This is a genomic window from Photobacterium leiognathi (assembly GCF_030685535.1).
Classification (GTDB): Bacteria; Pseudomonadota; Gammaproteobacteria; order Enterobacterales; family Vibrionaceae; genus Photobacterium; species Photobacterium leiognathi.
In genome coordinates, this window is sequence record NZ_CP131601.1 from 2,968,755 (window position 1) to 2,985,964 (window position 17,210).

The 17,210-nt window shown below is 44.0% G+C and carries 15 protein-coding genes; 1 reads left to right on the forward strand and 14 read right to left on the reverse strand.

What is annotated here, in order from left to right; all coding sequences use genetic code 11:
• Positions 1 to 182 precede the first annotated feature (182 nt).
• The 3 genes from rlmB to nsrR all read right to left on the reverse strand — a co-directional run bounded on the left by rlmB (position 183) and on the right by nsrR (position 4,053).
• The gene (gene rlmB / locus Q7674_RS20385; RefSeq protein ID WP_045064932.1) at positions 183 to 917 is read right to left on the reverse strand and encodes a 23S rRNA (guanosine(2251)-2'-O)-methyltransferase RlmB; all 735 of its coding nucleotides are present in this window, start codon (positions 915 to 917) and stop codon (positions 183 to 185) included.
• Entirely contained in the window at positions 914 to 3,481 is a 2,568-nt protein-coding gene (rnr, locus tag Q7674_RS20390; protein ID WP_305423223.1) for a ribonuclease R, read from the reverse strand. Before rnr ends, rlmB begins: the two co-directional genes overlap by 4 nt.
• Before the next feature lie 140 nt (positions 3,482 to 3,621).
• Positions 3,622 to 4,053, reverse strand: a complete 432-nt coding sequence (nsrR, locus tag Q7674_RS20395) for a nitric oxide-sensing transcriptional repressor NsrR (RefSeq protein ID WP_008986096.1) — start codon at positions 4,051 to 4,053, stop codon at positions 3,622 to 3,624.
• A gap of 103 nt (positions 4,054 to 4,156) precedes the next feature.
• On the opposite strand from nsrR, the gene hmpA reads away from it, so the two are divergent.
• Positions 4,157 to 5,359: an NO-inducible flavohemoprotein gene (hmpA, locus tag Q7674_RS20400; protein WP_045064934.1), complete on the forward strand. Its 1,203-nt coding sequence runs from the start codon at positions 4,157 to 4,159 to the stop codon at positions 5,357 to 5,359.
• 83 nt (positions 5,360 to 5,442) lie between these two features.
• Here the strand turns inward: hmpA and motX are convergent, their stop codons facing one another.
• From motX to tsaE, 11 genes are all read right to left on the reverse strand, one after another.
• Positions 5,443 to 6,081 carry a flagellar protein MotX gene (gene motX, locus Q7674_RS20405; RefSeq protein WP_392397302.1) on the reverse strand — a complete coding sequence of 213 codons (639 nt, stop codon included), beginning with the start codon at positions 6,079 to 6,081 and terminating at the stop codon, positions 5,443 to 5,445.
• Between the two features lie 168 nt (positions 6,082 to 6,249).
• Positions 6,250 to 7,566, reverse strand: coding sequence for an adenylosuccinate synthase (locus Q7674_RS20410; RefSeq protein ID WP_305423226.1), 1,317 nt, complete (start codon positions 7,564 to 7,566; stop codon positions 6,250 to 6,252).
• 122 nt (positions 7,567 to 7,688) lie between these two features.
• Entirely contained in the window at positions 7,689 to 7,883 is a 195-nt protein-coding gene (locus Q7674_RS20415; protein ID WP_008986092.1) for a DUF2065 domain-containing protein, read from the reverse strand.
• A 73-nt stretch (positions 7,884 to 7,956) separates the two neighbouring features.
• The gene (hflC, locus tag Q7674_RS20420) at positions 7,957 to 8,961 is read right to left on the reverse strand and encodes a protease modulator HflC (RefSeq protein ID WP_305423228.1); all 1,005 of its coding nucleotides are present in this window, start codon (positions 8,959 to 8,961) and stop codon (positions 7,957 to 7,959) included.
• Positions 8,962 to 8,963: 2 nt separating this feature from the next.
• Entirely contained in the window at positions 8,964 to 10,130 is a 1,167-nt protein-coding gene (gene hflK, locus Q7674_RS20425; protein WP_008986090.1) for an FtsH protease activity modulator HflK, read from the reverse strand.
• A gap of 54 nt (positions 10,131 to 10,184) precedes the next feature.
• On the reverse strand, positions 10,185 to 11,474 hold the full coding sequence (gene hflX / locus Q7674_RS20430) for a ribosome rescue GTPase HflX (protein ID WP_008986089.1): 1,290 nt from the start codon (positions 11,472 to 11,474) through the stop codon (positions 10,185 to 10,187).
• Between the two features lie 25 nt (positions 11,475 to 11,499).
• Entirely contained in the window at positions 11,500 to 11,766 is a 267-nt protein-coding gene (gene hfq, locus Q7674_RS20435) for an RNA chaperone Hfq (RefSeq protein WP_008986088.1), read from the reverse strand.
• A gap of 86 nt (positions 11,767 to 11,852) precedes the next feature.
• Complete coding sequence (gene miaA / locus Q7674_RS20440; protein WP_008986087.1) at positions 11,853 to 12,788, reverse strand: tRNA (adenosine(37)-N6)-dimethylallyltransferase MiaA; 936 nt, start codon at positions 12,786 to 12,788, stop codon at positions 11,853 to 11,855.
• 1 nt (position 12,789) lies between these two features.
• Positions 12,790 to 14,985, reverse strand: coding sequence for a DNA mismatch repair endonuclease MutL (gene mutL, locus Q7674_RS20445; RefSeq protein WP_305423230.1), 2,196 nt, complete (start codon positions 14,983 to 14,985; stop codon positions 12,790 to 12,792).
• Between the two features lie 2 nt (positions 14,986 to 14,987).
• Entirely contained in the window at positions 14,988 to 16,739 is a 1,752-nt protein-coding gene (locus Q7674_RS20450) for a LysM peptidoglycan-binding domain-containing protein (RefSeq protein ID WP_305423231.1), read from the reverse strand.
• Between the two features lie 5 nt (positions 16,740 to 16,744).
• The gene (gene tsaE, locus Q7674_RS20455; RefSeq protein WP_008986084.1) at positions 16,745 to 17,209 is read right to left on the reverse strand and encodes a tRNA (adenosine(37)-N6)-threonylcarbamoyltransferase complex ATPase subunit type 1 TsaE; all 465 of its coding nucleotides are present in this window, start codon (positions 17,207 to 17,209) and stop codon (positions 16,745 to 16,747) included.
• Position 17,210 lies beyond the last annotated feature (1 nt).

Sequence of the window (17,210 nt, forward strand, 5' to 3'; positions counted from 1 at the left end):
CAACGGATAGTACAGAGAATGATCACCCGAAGCAAGATAATTCTAATCAACCTACCGAGGTTTTTACGCTCAACTGGCAAGTTATCTTGACTGTTTGTACAGACCAACAAAAACACCCTTATCCAATCGCTTGAACAAGGGTGTTTATCACGCTATCTCACTCTATGTGAGCAACGATGCTTCTAGCTGCGCTGACGTACGGCTTCAAATAAGCAAATACCAGACGCCACAGAAACGTTAAGGCTTGATACCGACCCCGCCATTGGAATTTTGATCAAATCATCACAGGTTTCACGGGTTAAACGGCGCATACCTTCACCTTCCGCACCCATTACGATACCAAGAGGGCCAGTTAGTTTGCTGTGGTAAATATCATGCGTCGCTTCTCCTGCGGTACCCACAATCCACACGCCTTTCTCTTGTAGTGCACGCATGGTACGCGCCAAGTTAGTCACACGTACTAGCGGAACAATTTCAGCTGCGCCACATGCTACTTTACTTGCAGTCGCGTTAAGCTGCGCTGAGCGATCTTTTGGTACCACAACAGCAATCGCACCTGCAGCATCTGCATTACGTAAACACGCACCTAAGTTATGCGGATCTGTTACGCCATCTAGGATCAACAGCAGCGGATTTTCTTTACCAGCAAGCAAATCATCAAGATCGTTCTCGTTGTATTGTTTGCCAGGACGAACACGGGCAACGATACCTTGGTGAGAAGCACCTTTCACTTTGTCATCAAGGGCTTTACGACCAGCTTCTTGAATCGTAATACCCAGCATTTGTAGCTCGTTGATCACAGGCATTAGACGCTCATCTTGACGGCCTTTTAGCGCAAACACTTCAATAAAGCGCGCTGGATCAGAAGCTAATACGGCTTTAACGGCATGGATACCGAAAATCATTTCATTACTCATGAGTTACTATTCTTCTTTGCTGCTCGTTCTGCTTTACCTGCACGCGATTTTTTCTTCTTACGTGCTTTCGTCGGTCTTCTTTTACGCTCTATGGTCGGCTTTTCATCCGACTTACCGCGCTTTTTCTTCTTCGGCTTTTTCTTCTCGTCAGCCAAAGGAATAGCGCCTTCTTTTAACTTTTTGCGTACTGATGAACGTTCGCGTTTTGCTTCAATGCGTTCTTCAGGTTTCGCTTCACCGCCTTCAACTTTATACACTTTCATGCTTTGACGACGAAGACCATCGGCTTTACGTAAACGCTGCTTTTTCTCACGACCTTTCGCCGTTTTACCCGCACCACGTTGTTTACGCTCTGAGCCAACAATATCAAAGTCAATTTGGCGATCATTTAAGTTAATTGATGCAACTTTCACTTTGACGGTATCGCCAAGGCGATAAACAACACCAGAGCTATCACCCACCAGACGCTGACCAATTGGATCATACTGGTAGTAATCGTTCGCAAGGTTTGAAATGTGTACCAAGCCATCAATGTTCAGCTCGTTTAAACGAACAAAGAAACCAAAGCCCGTCACATTGGCAATCACGCCTTCAAATGCATCACCTAAGTGATCTTGCATATATTCACATTTTAGCCAATCTGACACATCACGGGTTGCATCATCAGCACGACGCTCGGTCATCGAACATTGCTCACCTAATGCATCTATTTCATCAAATGAGTAATGGAAGCCACCTGTTGCAGTACTGCGACCAGTATTACCTGCTTGCTTAGCAATTAAGTATTTAATCGCACGGTGCAAGGTTAAATCTGGGTAACGACGAATTGGCGAAGTAAAGTGCGCGTATTCAGTCAATGCCAAACCAAAGTGACCAATATTGTCACCTTGATAAACTGCCTGCTTCATTGAGCGTAGCAGCATGGTTTGAATTAATTCACGATCATTACGCTCTTGGATTGCATGCGCAAGCTCTGCGTAATCTTTTGGTGTTGGCTCTAAACCACCACCAAGTTGTAAGCTTAGCTCACCAAGGAAATCACGGAAGCCCTGTAAGCGCTCTTCTCCTGGCGTATCGTGAACACGGTACAACGCTGGCTCTTTAGCACTTTCAACAAAACGTGCTGAAGCGATGTTCGCTAAAATCATACATTCTTCGATGATCTTGTGAGCATCGTTACGCACAGCTGGCACGATACGATCGATCTTACGATCAGCATTGAAAATGAACTGGGTTTCTACCGTTTCAAATTCAATCGCACCACGCTCTTCACGCGCTGATTTCAGCACTTTATACATGCTGTACAGCTCTTCTAGGTGCGGCACTAATGGCTCATAACGAGCACGTAGCTCTTCATCACCGTCCAACATTTTACTTACTTTGGTGTAAGTTAAACGGGCATGTGAATTCATTACCGCTTCGTAGTGCTTGTAGCCTGTTAGCTCACCGGTTTCTGAAATGTTCATTTCACACACCATACACAAGCGATCCACTTGTGGGTTCAATGAACATAAACCGTTAGATAGCACTTCAGGCAACATTGGGATCACTTGCGATGGGAAGTAAACCGAGTTACCACGTTTCACCGCTTCATTATCTAGTGCTGATTTTGGACGAACGTAGTAGCTCACATCAGCAATCGCAACCCATAAACGCCAGCCGCCATCGGTGTTACGCTCACAGTAAACCGCATCATCAAAGTCACGTGCATCTTCACCATCAATGGTTACTAATGGTAATTGACGTAAATCAACACGGTCTTGTTTCGCTTCCTCTGGCACTTCTTCGGTCAGATTCTTAATTTCTTTTTCAACTTCTGACGGCCACTCATGAGGAATATCATGGGTACGCAATGCGATATCAATCTCCATACCCGGTGCCATGTTTTCACCCAGTACTTCAACGATGCTACCTACTGCATTATGTTGACGTGTTGCACGCTGATTGATCTCAACCACCACTACATTACCCATACGTGCGCCTAAACGGCCATCTTTCGGGATAATGATATCTTGCGCAATACGAGAATCATCAGGCACAACATAGCCCATGCCGTCTTCTAAGAAGTAACGACCAACAATTTGTGCTTTGGTTTCTTGCAGCACTCGCACTACACGTGCTTCTTTACGACCGCGCTTATCTTCGCCTGCCGCTTGCGCCAAAATGTAATCGCCATGCAATACACTGCGCATTTGGTGATTAGGTAATAACAAATCGTCATCTTTACCTAATGAACCTTCTGGACGTAAAAAGCCAAAACCTTCACGGTAGTCAATCACGTAACCTTTAATCAAATCAAGACGCTCCGGCAATGCATAACATTGACGACGCGTATAAATTAATTGGCCATCACGCTCCATCGCACGTAAGCGACGGCGTAAGCCTTCATAGTGGTCATCGCCTTCTAGCTTAAGCTCAGCAAACAACTGGTCACGACTCACCGGGGTACTAAAACCACGAATCACTTCTAGTAAGTGTTCACGGCTTGGGATCGGGTTTTCATAATTAGATGCTTCGCGATCGCGAAAAGGGTCGACCGGTAAATCGGTAGTACCTTTAGACATAAATTTTTCCTGTAGGCCAAGCTATACCTGAAGTATATCTGGCTCTTAGGTGATCAGACGGGAACAGCCCTAATAACATTGCTGTTCCACTAAATTTTGGGAGGAATAAACAAACTGAATATATACCAAGTGATCAACTATCACTGGTTAGAGCTATTTAACAAATCCAGCAAAGGGGCGTTATCTTCTACCAAACTTAACAAAGTATGATTATCTAACTCGGCTAAAAATGCTTCTCGTGCATTTGCCAATATGCCCTTTAATCGACAAGCGGGTGTTATATGACAAAAGTCAGCACTGCAATTAACAATTTGTAATGGCTCGATAGCGCGCACAACATCACCAACAATGATCGTACTTGCAGGCATACCTAAACGAATACCACCATTCTTTCCGCGTACCGTTTCAACATAGCCTAACTGACCTAATTTATTGATAATTTTAACCATATGGTTACGTGACACATTATACGTTTCAGTCACTTTTGTGATACTTGCTAATTCGCCTTCAGGCAAAGATGCAAGATATATCAAGGCGCGTAGGCCATAATCGGTAAAACTGGTTAACTGCACAATCGTCCCTCCTGCTGTTATTTTAATCTTCTTATTGACTAAAAGATACAGATCAGATACAACTTATAACATATATTATAAATACATGTTTAAGGAAGCGCTCATGCTTAATCAAAAAACGATCGATATTGTTAAAGCGACTGCCCCTGTCATTGCAAAAGCAGGCCCTGTGGTAACACAGCATTTTTATCAACGTATGTTTAGCCACAATCCTGAGCTAAAAGATGTTTTTAACATGAGCCACCAGCAAAATCGAGAAAACAACGGCCCTTCTAGTCAGCAAGAAGCACTGTTTAATGCGGTATGTGCTTACGCAAATAACATCGACAACCTTGCAGTATTACTACCAGCCGTTGAAAAAATTGCCCATAAGCACACCAGTTTTTTAATCACGGCTGAGCAATACAACATTGTCGGCACTCACCTACTTGCAACTATTGATGAACTATTATCGCCAGGACAAGAAGTGCTTGATGCGTGGGCGGAAGCTTATGGTGTGTTAGCCAATATATTTATTAGCCGCGAAGAAGAGATCTACCAAGAAAATGAGAATAAAGATGGTGGATGGCGTGGTACTCGTGAGTTTATCGTTACCAACAAACAACAAGACAGCCAATTCATTACCAGCTTTACTTTCAAACCCGTTGATGGCGGTAAAGTTGCAAACTACAAACCAGGACAATATCTAGGTATTTACCTCAATGCTGACGAGTTAGAAAACCAAGAAATTCGTCAATACAGCTTATCTTCAGCACCGCAAGACGATCAGTACCGTATTTCAGTTAAACGTGAAGTCCAAGGTAAGGTCTCTAACTACCTACATGATCACATTAATATTGGCGATAAAGTCATGCTGGCAGCACCAGCTGGTGACTTCTTTTTGGAGGTTGATGCTAAAACACCTGTCACCTTACTCTCAGCAGGTGTCGGCTTAACACCAACTCTTTCAATGCTTGAATCATTAACCGAACATCAAGCGTCAGTTAACTGGCTACATGCTACTGAAAATGGCGTGCAGCATGCTTACAAAAAACAGGTTAAAGCACTAGCAGAAAAACATGCTCACATCCAAGATCTGACTTGGTATAACGCACCGCTTGATACTGATCTTCCTGCTGAAGATTATGATTACCAAGGACTCATGGATCTTAGCAAAGTGGCTACACAACTTGCTGATGATAAGATGCAATTCTATTTCTGTGGTCCTGTTGGCTTCATGCAAAGCATCGCCAAGCAACTACTAGCATTAGGCGTTAGTGAAGATCGAATTCACTACGAATGCTTTGGTCCTCATAAGATTTTGTAATTCACCTTAAGAGCTTCTTAAGTCAAACAAAAAAGCACAGCTTATGCTGTGCTTTTTACTATCTTGAACAATTGAAACCATACTTACCATAGTGTCGATCGCTGCTTGGCTCGCGCAATAATATTCTCTGGCATTCTTTGCTCTAATCGATGGCGTAAGTTTTTAAGCTGACGATACAAAGATTGGTTATCCGTTGTGGTTTGATACAACCAGCGATAGGCATCTTCATAATCCAATGGGCTACCATGATCTGATACCAATAGCTCAGCTAATTGCAATCGAGCCTTAATATTACCCAGTGCTGCCGCCTCTCGCAGGTAGGGAATCGCACGCTCTCTATCTTGCTGTAGTAAAATACCACGAGAGTAATAACGTCCTAACTGCTCCAAGGCAACTGGCGATCCTTGCTGTGCTGCCTCACGCATGTAATACAAGCCTTGTTCAATGTCTTTCGGGACACAAACGCCCCACGCTAACATATCACCATATAAAAACTGATAAGACGGTGATTCAACCCGCTCAGCTCGGGCCTTAATATCTTGTACTAATTGGCAGTCATCTGCTTTTACCTTTTGCAGATGTTGATTAGTTGCAAATAACTTGATGAGTTCGTCATCGGTATAAACAGGTACAGCATCACCCACATCATTTAATGCATAAGCTGAAGGCAGCAATAAATGGCTGACCAAAAGCAATATTGGAAGCTTCGTCATTATCATGATCTCAGGTTAAGGAATAATTCTTTATCGACGTATCATCAAAAGACTTTAGCTAACTTCGTTCTTGCCGTGATGATCTTGCTCCCATAATTCCAGCATTATGCTTCATCTGTGCAACAGGCATAAAAAAACCAGCTCGAAAGCTGGTTTTTATCAAATTCACATCAGCGATTATTCACCGTATGGGTGAACCTTGATGATTGTCTCGTTACGGTCAGGACCTGTAGAGATAATATCGATTGGCACACCAGTTAGCTCTTCGATACGAGCGATGTAATCTAGTGCTGCTTGTGGAAGCTCTTCTAGTGATTTAACACCGAAAGTCTTCTCGCTCCAGCCTGGCATTGTTTCATAAACAAGCTCTAGACCTTCGTACTCGTCAGCTGCCATTGGAGATACTTCTAGGATCTCGCCAGTCTTAGTCTTGTACGCAGTACAGATTTTTAGCTCTTCTAGACCATCTAGTACGTCTAGCTTAGTTAGACAGAAACCAGAGATAGAGTTGATTTGTACCGCACGACGCATAGCAACAGCATCGAACCAACCAGTACGACGTAGACGACCAGTTGTTGCACCAAACTCGTGTACAACAGTACCTAGGTGCTTACCTACTGGATCTTGCTTGTCTAGACCATCGTATAGCTCAGTTGGGAAAGGACCTGCACCAACACGAGTACAGTAAGCTTTCGCAATACCTAGAATGTAACCTAGGTGACGAGGACCAAAACCAGAACCTGCAGCAACACCACCAGCAGTTGTGTTAGAAGAAGTTACGTACGGGTAAGTACCGTGGTCGATATCAAGCAGTGTACCTTGTGCACCTTCGAACATGATCTTGTCGCCACGTAGACGTGCGTCATCAAGTTCTTTAGTTACGTCGATAACCATTGAAGTTAGGATATCAGCTTGTGCCATCACACCTTCAAGTACAGCTTCGTAGCTTACAGGCTCAGCATTGTAGTAGTGCTCAAGTTGGAAGTTGTGGTAAGCCATCACTTCTTTAAGCTTCTCTGCAAACGCTTCTTTATTGAAAAGATCGCCAACGCGAAGACCGCGACGTGCAACTTTATCTTCGTATGCAGGACCGATACCACGACCAGTTGTACCGATAGCTTTTTTACCACGAGCTGCTTCACGCGCTTGGTCAAGAGCAATGTGGTAAGGAAGAATAAGTGGACAAGCTTCTGACAGGAATAGACGCTCACGAACAGGGATACCACGCTCTTCTAGTGGACCCATTTCTTTCATAAGTGCATCAGGAGAAAGCACAACACCGTTACCGATGATGCATTTAACATTGTCTCGTAGGATACCTGATGGGATCAGGTGAAGAACAGTTTTCTCACCGTCAATAACTAGGGTGTGACCAGCATTGTGACCGCCTTGGTAGCGAACCACATATTTTGCATCTTCGGTCAGTAGGTCAACGATTTTACCTTTACCTTCGTCACCCCATTGGGTGCCAAGAACGACTACATTATTTGCCATCTTTCTTCATCTATCAGTAGTTAAAAAGGGATTCTAGCACCTTAACATTCACCTTGCAGTCATTTTTTAGCCATATGGAACATTTCTGCAAGCTAACTGTCACGATTGTGTGCTTATGTATTTTACATCTGTCTATACATCATATACGCAATAACAGTTCCTGCAACGACTAAACAGCCGCCAATACGTCGCAAAGTATTATCATTTTGTTGGCTTAACTGGCTAACCATTTCTCGCCATCCGCGAGGTGCCAATAATGGACCAAGCCCTTCAACCACCAACACAAGCCCTAATGCCATCCAAATTGTGTTCGACATGCTCTTTTTATCCCATAAAAAAAGACAAGGCCGAAACCTTGTCTTTACAATCACTTATATCAGTTCTGATACGTTAGTTTGCTTTAAGCTCTGAATGATTCATGTACTTAAAGAATTCATTGTTAGGATCAACAACTAATACATCGTTCTTCGAATTGAAACTCTTCTCGTAAGCTTTTAGTGAACGCCAGAAGCTGTAGAACTCTGGGTTTTGACTATAAGCTTTAGCGTAAATCTCAGCCGCTTTCGCATCCGCGTCACCACGGATAACCTGCGCTTTACGCTTCGCTTCAGAAAGAATTGTTGCCACTTCTAACTCTGAACGTGCACGTAATTCTTCAGCACGTTGACGACCTTGGGAGCGGTAACTACGCGCAACTGATTCACGCTCTGCACGCATACGGCGGTAGATAGACTCACTGATCTCATCCGGCAAGTTGATTTTCTTAATACGGAAATCAACCACTTCAATACCTAAATCTTTCGCGCTATCGCGAGTTTCATTAAGTACGTCTTCCATGATTTGATCACGTTGACCTTCAACTTCTTTAACAAGTACTACGCCTTCAATCACATCTAATGCAGCTTGAGCTGCTTTAGTTTGTGCAACGTCAGACTTATCTTTCGCTGCACTCGCACCGCTATCTTTACCAGAAACGATCTGCTTAATTTCTTTCGCACCGATTTCAGCACGTAGGCTATCAACAACTTTACGCTTTAATAGCGTTTCAGCAGTCGATGTATTACCACCACCTGTTGCCAGGTAGTACTTGCCAAAATCTTTGATACGCCATTTAACATAGGTATCAATGATTACGTCTTTTTTCTCAGCAGTTAAGAAACGGTCAGCTTGATCATCCATGGTTTGGATACGTGCATCAAGATCGTGTACACGGTCAAACACAGGCACCTTAAAGTGCAAACCTGGCTCGTAAATTCGGGCAACTTCAGTATTGTTATCTTTTAAGATACGACCGAAACGCACCACGATACCACGCTCGCCTTCCTTCACCACAAACATTGACATCAATAATAGAGCAATAAAAATCACTACTACTGGGATCATTAACTTACGCATAATTAATATCTCCCTTGACGGCCAGTTTCAGCTCGTGGAGCTGGTGCGACTGGAGCTGGAGTTTCCACTTTTTCTAACTCAATACCATCTAATCGGTCTGAACTACCTTGCTGCTTCACCGCTTGGTTAGACTGACTCATCAGCTTATCCAATGGGATATACATCATGTTGTTACTATCGCCCGATTTAGTATCGATCAATACTTTACTTGTGTTGCTGTAAACGCGTTCCATCGTATCTAGGTATAAACGCTCACGTGTTACGTCTTTAGCTGCTAGGTATTGAGGTAGCAACTTATCAAACTGTGCTACGTCACCCAGTGCGCCATTAACCACGCGCTCAGAATAACCTTCCGCTTCGTTCTTCAGACGCTCAGCACGACCCGTTGCTTTTGGCAAAATGTCGTTACTGTAGGCTTCTGCTTCACGAACGAAACGCTCTTCATCTTCTCGCGCTGCAATCGCATCATCGAATGCATCTTTCACCGCTTCTGGCGGACGAGCAGACTGGAAGTTCACATCAACAACACGGATACCCATGTCGTATTTTGCAATGATTTTATCAATCGCCGTTTGAGTATTCGCACGGATTGTTTGACGACCCGTCGTCAATGCCTGATCCATGGTTGAATCACCAATAACAGCACGTAATGCTGAATCTGTTGCTTGACGCAAACTGTCATCAGCATTTGTCACGCTAAACAGGTATTTTTCTGCATTATCAACGCGGTACTGAACATCCATTTCAACTTTCAATACGTTTTCGTCTTTCGTTAACATCAAGCCTGATGCACGAAGAGAACGAATCGCCTGAACGTTGACAGGAATAACTTCGTCGATAAAGGTTGGTTTCCAGTTCAGACCCGGTTGAACCTCTTTCTCTACTTTACCGAAACGTAACACAACACCTTGTTCTGCTTCGCCGATAGTATAGAAACCAGAAAAACCCCAAACTGCCGCTGCTAAAACAGCTACAGCTCCCAAGCCAACAGCACTACCGCTGCCACTCGGTCCTTTTTTATTTCCAAACACACCACCGACTTTACGACTTAGTTTTGAAAAAACTTCATCGAGATCAGGTGGTCCTTGTTCACGTCCACCGCGATTGTTATTACCCCAAGGGTCTTTATCATCACGGCCGCCGTTGTTTCCAGGCTCATTCCACGCCATTATAGAACTCCATCAATATGATATGACGACAGTTTTTATTACTCTAGCAATCCATTAAGCAACGATAAAGTCATCTAACGAAGTACTTTCTCTTTTTTGTAACCGAGACCATTCCGCCAAGGGTAAACGAATATCAATCATCAGATAGCCATCTGATTCATACTCTTCTCGCAAAATGCATCCAAGCTGATAAAACTTACTGCGAATACGACCAATCATCTCAGGTGGAATACGCAAAGTATGCGCCACCATAGTACCTGATAGACGCTCGGTTAATGCTTGGAATAACAAGTCGATGCCTTGTCCTTCCATGGCTGAAACCCAAACACGACGAGGAACACCTTCATCATCTCGTTCAATTCGCGGTTCAGCGTGCTCTAAGTTATCAATCTTATTCATGACAACCAGCGCTGGCACTTCACCTGCGTCGATTTCTTCTAATACCGTTTCTACCGCTTCAATGTTTTCACGGAAGCGATCATCACTCGCATCAACCACATGAAGCAACAGATCCGCTTCTTGTGTTTCTTTTAGGGTAGCTTTAAATGCTGCCACTAGATCATGAGGAAGATGTCGAATAAAGCCCACAGTATCTGCCAAAATAGCAGTACCCACATCTGCGACTTCAATTTTACGTAGTGTTGGATCTAGGGTTGCAAACAGTTGATCGGCGGCGTAAACCCCCGCATCGGTGATCCGATTGAAGAGTGTTGATTTACCTGCGTTGGTATATCCCACTAATGAGATCGTTGGAATTTCTGCACGATTACGTGCTCGTCTTCCCTGATCACGCTGTTTAGCCACTTTCTCTAAACGACGTAGAATTGTTTTAATTCGTTCTCGCAATAAACGTCTATCTGTTTCTAGCTGCGTTTCACCAGGTCCACGCAAACCAATACCACCCTTTTGTCTCTCAAGGTGAGTCCAACCACGAATCAATCGGGTTGAGATATGACGTAACTGTGCTAACTCAACTTGCAACTTACCTTCATGGGTACGTGCACGTTGGGCAAAAATATCTAAGATCAAACCTGTTCTATCAAGTACACGACATTGGCAGATTTGCTCCAAGTTACGCTCTTGAGCGGGAGACAAGGAGTGATTAAAGATAACGATGTCAGCTTCCGCTGTTCTTACCGCGTCGGCAATTTCCTGCGCTTTACCTTCACCCACATAATATTTAGGGTGCGGAGTCTTACGGCTACCTGTTACAACATGTAGTGTATTGACTCCAGCCGAGGAGACCAGCATTTCAAACTCGCTGAGATCTTCCCATTCCCCTTCTTGTGTGAAGTTAATATGGACAAGAATCGCCTGTTCACCTGCTTCATAACGGTCAAACAAGCAATTAACTCCTTATGGAAGAATTTTATTCTTCAGTTTTTTCTGGTCGCTCAGCGCCTGCTGGGCGATCACCTGCATGGTGGTGATTCACTGGACGAGCAGGAACCACTGTAGAAATCGCATGCTTATAAACCATTTGGTTCACGGTGTTTTTAAGTAGAATCACAAACTGATCAAAAGACTCAATTTGGCCCTGTAGTTTGATACCGTTTACCAAGTAAATTGAGACCGGAATTCGTTCACGACGCAGCGCATTTAAAAACGGGTCTTGCAGAGATTGCCCCTTAGCCATTATTTCTTTTCCTTATTTGTTTGTAGTTGTATTAGCAACGAACAAAAACTAAAAATACGCAAAGCAGTTCAGAGTATACACGTTAATTAAACATCACATCTAACTGAGTTTGTGACTGTTTGTAACGCGGAATCCACATCACTACTATCCAACCAGGTCAAATCTTTCCAACCGCGAAGCCAGGTGATTTGACGCTTTGCCAATTGACGGGTAGCACAGATACCACGGAACACCGCTTCATCTAAGTCATAATTCCCGTCCAAATATTCCCACATCTGGCGATAACCAACACAGCGGATAGAAGGAAGTTCTAGGTGAAGATCACCACGCTCGTGCAAAGCACGCACTTCCTGCTCAAAACCTGCCTCGATCATCTTATTAAACCTAAGTTCAATGCGCTGATGCAGTACAGCCCTGTCCATGGGAGCTATTGCAAATTGGTGAACCTTGTAAGGTAAAGATTCACCTTGAGTTTTTGTTAACTCAGTTAAAGTTTTACCCGAAATACGGAAAACTTCCAATGCACGAGACAATCGCTGAGGATCATTTGGATGAATTCTTGCGCCAGCAACAGGATCAATCCTTACTAATTCATCATGTAATGCTTGCCATCCAAACTCAGCCGCATCTCGTTCAATGCCTGCGCGAACCTCAAGATCTGCTGCAGGTAAAGGCGATAAACCTTCCAATAAAGCCTTGTAGTACAACATAGTACCACCAACTAATAAAGGAATTCGCCCTGCTGCAACTATATCAGCCATTTCTTTCAGTGCATCAGCACGGAAGTCTGCAGCCGAATAACTTTGCGCTGGATCACGAATATCGATCAAACGGTGCGGTGCTAATGCAAGTTCATGCGCATCAGGCTTTGCTGTACCGATATCCATCCCTTTGTAAATAAGGGCAGAATCAACACTTATCAACTCAACTGGCAGCTCTTCTCGTAAACGGATCGCAAGATCCGTTTTGCCAGATGCTGTTGGTCCCATTAAAAAAATGGCTTGAGGTTGTGGCTTGGTCATATTATTTAAATGCTTCTATTGCTGCTTGCATGTCTACTGGTCGAAGTAATTGGCTTTGATGATCCACCAATAGCTCTCCCCATAGTTGCTCTAATTCAGAGACTAGCTGAATGGCTTGCGACAAACTGTAATTTGCCACAGGACTAATGCATTGTTCAGCTAACCAATTTAATAACTTGTCCCACCCTTGGGCTTCTTGATCTTCACTGACCGCAAGCAGGTAGGTTAACAAATTTGGGATCAACTGTTGAAGGTTTTGCTGCCTTAACGGCATACAAACTGACATGATTATAATGCCATTTTTTCCTTTTGCTTTCAGTTGAATGCCGAGTTGTTTAAGTAACGTAGCATGTTGCTCGGCACATGCAATTAAATCGCCCTCAACGGGAACGGATAATGGGATCAACAGAGGCTGTGGTTTTAACCCTTCCGTCTGCGCTAAACGAAATTGGCCTATATAACGCAAATACTCTGCTTTATCTAACGAAAGTAATACCACTTGTGGATCTTGATGCATCAATAAATAACGCTCATCCACCAAGCACAATGCTTTGCCTAACCCTGTCGCTTTACCGCCAAGGGCATTTTGCTTCACCGATACAACAGGCTGTGGAGCTGTGGCTTGCCACTCACGGCGCGGCTCTGCAACACGTGATTCCGAAGGTCGAACTTCAGGTGTCACCTGTTGTGTTTCCGCTGGCGCTTCAGTTTCTAATAACTGTTGATAAGCTTTAATCTCTGCAGGCGTCGGCCCTTCAGGTTGCACAGGGCGTGATGGAGATGCTGATTTAGCTTGGCTTGTAGCTGCATAGCTTCGACTTTCATAATTGCCACTACGTGATTCACTCGCGTTATGTTCATAACTTTGATGCTCACGAGGATCTCGTTGTGATGGCTGATAAGGTGTTGAATGAGAAGCGCCATTAGATTGAGATCGCCCAACAACACTTGCCGTAGCCACTGCAGATGATTCCTTACCTATATCATAGTCATTAGCATAGGAAGCTTGTGATGACACGTCGCTTTGCCACTGTGCTGCTGGTAACTTATTAGGATAATCCGGCGTTGCATCAATTGCTTGTGCTACACGCTGTGTGACTTGCGATAACGGCTCAATCACCACGCCATCTTCATCCACCTCTATACTTTGCGCACTCGCGCGAGTAGGTGATTGATAATGGTGTTGATCTTCTTCTAACGCGCCTTGTTGAAGCGCACTTTGCAAAGCTTGGTAGATAAAATCATGCACCAAACGGGCTTGATGAAAACGAACTTCGTGTTTAGCAGGATGCACATTGACATCCACTTGATGCGGATCGACATCAATATAAAGCACGTATGCCGCATATTGATCGGCACGTAAGCTCGATTCATACGCCTGACGGATCGCATGGTTGATCAGCTTATCTTTCATCATCCGCCCATTCACATAACAATATTGAATATCGTTTTGTGCACGCGCACCTTGCGAGCTACATACCCAACCTGAGAGTTTTAAATCTCCGTGAGCTAACTCCACCACCAAAGCATGTTGTAAAAAGCCAGAGCCACAAGCGGTGGCTAAACGACGCTCTTTTTGAATATCGGTTTGTGCTGCGCGATATTGGCGAATGATCTTACCGTTATGACGCAACGTGATAGCAACATCAAAACGGCTTAATGCGATACGTTTGATCAATTCATCAATATGATTAAATTCGGTTTTTTCTGTTCTTAAAAACTTACGGCGAGCTGGCGTATTGAAGAAAAGATCGAGAACTTCTAGGGTTGTCCCTACCGGATGGGCCGCAGGTTTTAACTGCACTTCCATGTCTCGCCCTTCAGCATAGGCTGACCACGCTTCTTCTTGCGCTTCGGTACGTGAAGTTAACGTTAAACGAGAAACGGAGCTGATACTGGCAAGCGCTTCACCACGAAAGCCTAAGCTTACGATCGCTTCCAGATCATCAAGGGTAGTAATTTTAGAAGTGGCGTGACGGCTAAGGGCCAGACTGAGTTCGTCTTTAGGGATCCCTTTTCCATTATCGCGAATACGAATAAAGTGGCTGCCCCCCTTTTCGATATCAATATCGATCCGAGTTGCACAAGCATCTAAACTGTTTTCAACAAGCTCTTTGACTACAGAAGCTGGGCGTTCAACAACTTCACCCGCTGCAATCTGGTTAGCCAGCCGAGCGGGTAAAATCTGAATCGGCATAATTAACTTCTTGGAATGATTAGCGTCTGTCCTACAGCTAGTTTATCAGAACGTAGCTTATTCGTAGCACGAATAGTTGCAACTGATACACCATATTTATCCGCAATCTTACTCAAAAACTCACCACGCTGAACCTTATGGTGCACATATTTCGGTGCTGGTACTGCGATTTTCAGTTTCTGCCCAAGCATGACATTATCTGATTTTAGGCGGTTAAGTTGGCGGATACTGCTCATGGTAACACCATATTTTTGAGCAATCTTACCTAAATACTCACCGCGAACCACTTTATGCACAATAACTTTTGTCGAAGCCGATGACTTCGTACTTGATGTCGATTTTGCAGCCGTTGACGAGGTAGTCGCCTTAACAGGCGCCGAAGACGACGCCGTTTTAATGTTACTTGGAATAATCAACACTTGACCAATATTCACTGAATCTGACTTCAGGTTATTCGCCGCCTTGATTGATGCCATCGATACCCCATATTTCTGCGCAATCCCACTCAGTGATTGACCTGAGGTCACCTTGTGTTTACTGCCTCGACCTTTTAGGCGTGACGCAAACAATGTGCCTTCCGGTGGATTCGCTTCAAAATACTGTAGTACGCCTTTGTACACGGCATTCGCTAATTGGTTTTGGTGAGACGCGGTATTTAGTAAGCGCTCTTCCGTTGGGTTAGTAATAAAGCCCGTTTCAACCAATAGCGATGGAATATCCGGTGACTTTAAAACAGCCAAACTTGCGTACTGTGGTGATGTTTTATGTAGACGTGCCACTTTTCGTAATTCACGAAGCACACGGCTAGCCACATCGTAACCTTCCTTTTGCGAGTAGCTAAACTGCAAATCAAGCACTGCACGACCAAGATACTTATCTTTGGTGTTGTTAGACAATACATCACCACCACCAAGTAGCTCTGATTGTTTCTCGCTTTGCTCTAACCAACGACCGATTTCAGTATTCGCACGACGTGTATTTAATACCCATACAGATGCACCACGAGGTTGCGGTTTCGTAAAGCCATCAGCGTGAATAGAAACTAAAAGTAGGGCTTTATTCTTACGCGCAATTTCAGAACGCTTACCTAGCGGAACAAAGTAATCGCCGCGACGCGTTAATACCGCACGCATACCTGTTGTGGCATTAATTTTAGCAGCCAACTTTTTAGCTACCGCTAATGTCACATTCTTTTCGTATTTACGTGTTGGACCAATAGAACCAGGATCATCACCACCGTGACCAGCATCGACAGCAACCACGATATCTGCAGTTCCTGATGGCATTTTCGCTAAGTTATTGGCGGTCGCTTGCTCTTCTGCTTTCTCTTCTTTAGCGCCGACAGTTTTCGCACTACCATTTGGAATGTCTAAAACCAGACGGTACCCGTAGTTGCCTGTTGGCGACAAAGAAAAGATTTTCGGCGTTACACCACGCTTAATTTCAAAAACCAGTCGTGTAGCCCCTTTTTCAGGCGCAGTACTTTTACGAACTTTGGTTAAAATATCGCTTTTATTAACGGTAATAGGCAGTTTAGTTTTAATTGAGGTGTCTTTTAAATCCACCACTAAACGAGAAGGCCCCGCTAACGAGAAATGAGAATAATCCGCCTTGCTTTGCAGATCTAACACAACACGTGTTTCATCTGGTGCTGGTAAAATTCTCACTCCCTTTAGTTCATTTGCAAAAACGGAGGTTGAACTAACTAACCCTGCTCCTACGACAAGGAGCTTTAAATACGTCCGTAACGCCATCCTAATTAACTCAACTTCAAATGATTGATCAATGTTGCGCCGTATTCCGTCTTAGCGCGGATCAATACTTTCCTCTGCTCACCGTGATAACACATTTCTAATTCAAGATCAGGTTGAGGTAATAACCCTTCCCCTTTTTCAGGCCACTCCACTAAGCAAATAGCATCATGGGTGAAATAATCACGAATTCCCATAAATTCTAATTCTTCAGGATCTGCAAGGCGATACAAATCAAAATGATACACTTGCCAAGGAGCAAGATCATAAGGTTCAACTAGAGTATAGGTTGGACTCTTAACATTACCTTGATGACCTAACGCACGAATGAAACCACGACTAAATGTGGTTTTGCCTGCGCCCAGATCGCCATGAAGATAAATCGTTGTTTGTTGCGTACAGGCTTTAGCCAGCTTAAGGCCAAAATCTACAGTTGCCTGCTCATCAGCAAGAAAAGTTTCAAATGTTTGCATG

Coding starts and splice junctions, on each gene's coding strand:
- rlmB (WP_045064932.1), bottom strand. CDS start 917: ATGAGTAATGAAATGATTTTCGGTATCCATGCCGTTAAAGCCGTATTA.
- rnr (WP_305423223.1), bottom strand. CDS start 3,481: ATGTCTAAAGGTACTACCGATTTACCGGTCGACCCTTTTCGCGATCGC.
- hmpA (WP_045064934.1), top strand. CDS start 4,157: ATGCTTAATCAAAAAACGATCGATATTGTTAAAGCGACTGCCCCTGTC.
- Q7674_RS20410 (WP_305423226.1), bottom strand. CDS start 7,566: ATGGCAAATAATGTAGTCGTTCTTGGCACCCAATGGGGTGACGAAGGT.
- Q7674_RS20415 (WP_008986092.1), bottom strand. CDS start 7,883: ATGTCGAACACAATTTGGATGGCATTAGGGCTTGTGTTGGTGGTTGAA.
- hflC (WP_305423228.1), bottom strand. CDS start 8,961: ATGCGTAAGTTAATGATCCCAGTAGTAGTGATTTTTATTGCTCTATTA.
- hflK (WP_008986090.1), bottom strand. CDS start 10,130: ATGGCGTGGAATGAGCCTGGAAACAACGGCGGCCGTGATGATAAAGAC.
- hfq (WP_008986088.1), bottom strand. CDS start 11,766: ATGGCTAAGGGGCAATCTCTGCAAGACCCGTTTTTAAATGCGCTGCGT.
- miaA (WP_008986087.1), bottom strand. CDS start 12,788: ATGACCAAGCCACAACCTCAAGCCATTTTTTTAATGGGACCAACAGCA.
- mutL (WP_305423230.1), bottom strand. CDS start 14,985: ATGCCGATTCAGATTTTACCCGCTCGGCTGGCTAACCAGATTGCAGCG.
- Q7674_RS20450 (WP_305423231.1), bottom strand. CDS start 16,739: ATGGCGTTACGGACGTATTTAAAGCTCCTTGTCGTAGGAGCAGGGTTA.
- tsaE (WP_008986084.1), bottom strand. CDS start 17,209: ATGCAAACATTTGAAACTTTTCTTGCTGATGAGCAGGCAACTGTAGAT.